The sequence below is a fragment of the Kiloniella litopenaei genome, assembly GCF_000982415.1.
GTDB lineage: Bacteria > Pseudomonadota > Alphaproteobacteria > Kiloniellales > Kiloniellaceae > Kiloniella > Kiloniella litopenaei.
Map to the genome: position 1 here is coordinate 1 of NZ_LANI01000063.1, position 310 is coordinate 310.

1 protein-coding gene is annotated in these 310 nt (G+C 53.5%); it reads left to right on the forward strand.

The genetic code is table 11. The features are described from left to right. Window positions 1–310, forward strand: a 310-nt coding sequence (locus WH95_RS20110; protein WP_046510240.1) for a TRAP transporter large permease subunit, incomplete at both ends; no start/stop codon positions are given.

Here is a 310-nt window from a genome sequence, read left to right on the forward strand (position 1 = left end):
TGCCACCTGTGGCCCTGATCGTTTCTGTTCTTGGGTCCATCCTATCTGGGATTGCGACCCCGACCGAAGCTGCTGCTGTGGGGGCTATTGGTTCGCTTCTGCTGGCAGGAATGCGTACACAGGAGTTGGGACTGCTGGATAATGCAGATCGCACGTCGCCATTTGACTTTATGGACTTTGGCAGTCGTCGCCCAACCATCGTTGCAACCCTCTGCCTGCTCTTTATGCTGGTGTTGATTTCTTTCTTTGACCTGCGGGTTTCCAGAAACGAAATCCCAACAGGGGATATGATTGCCATTGTTGCCGCAGG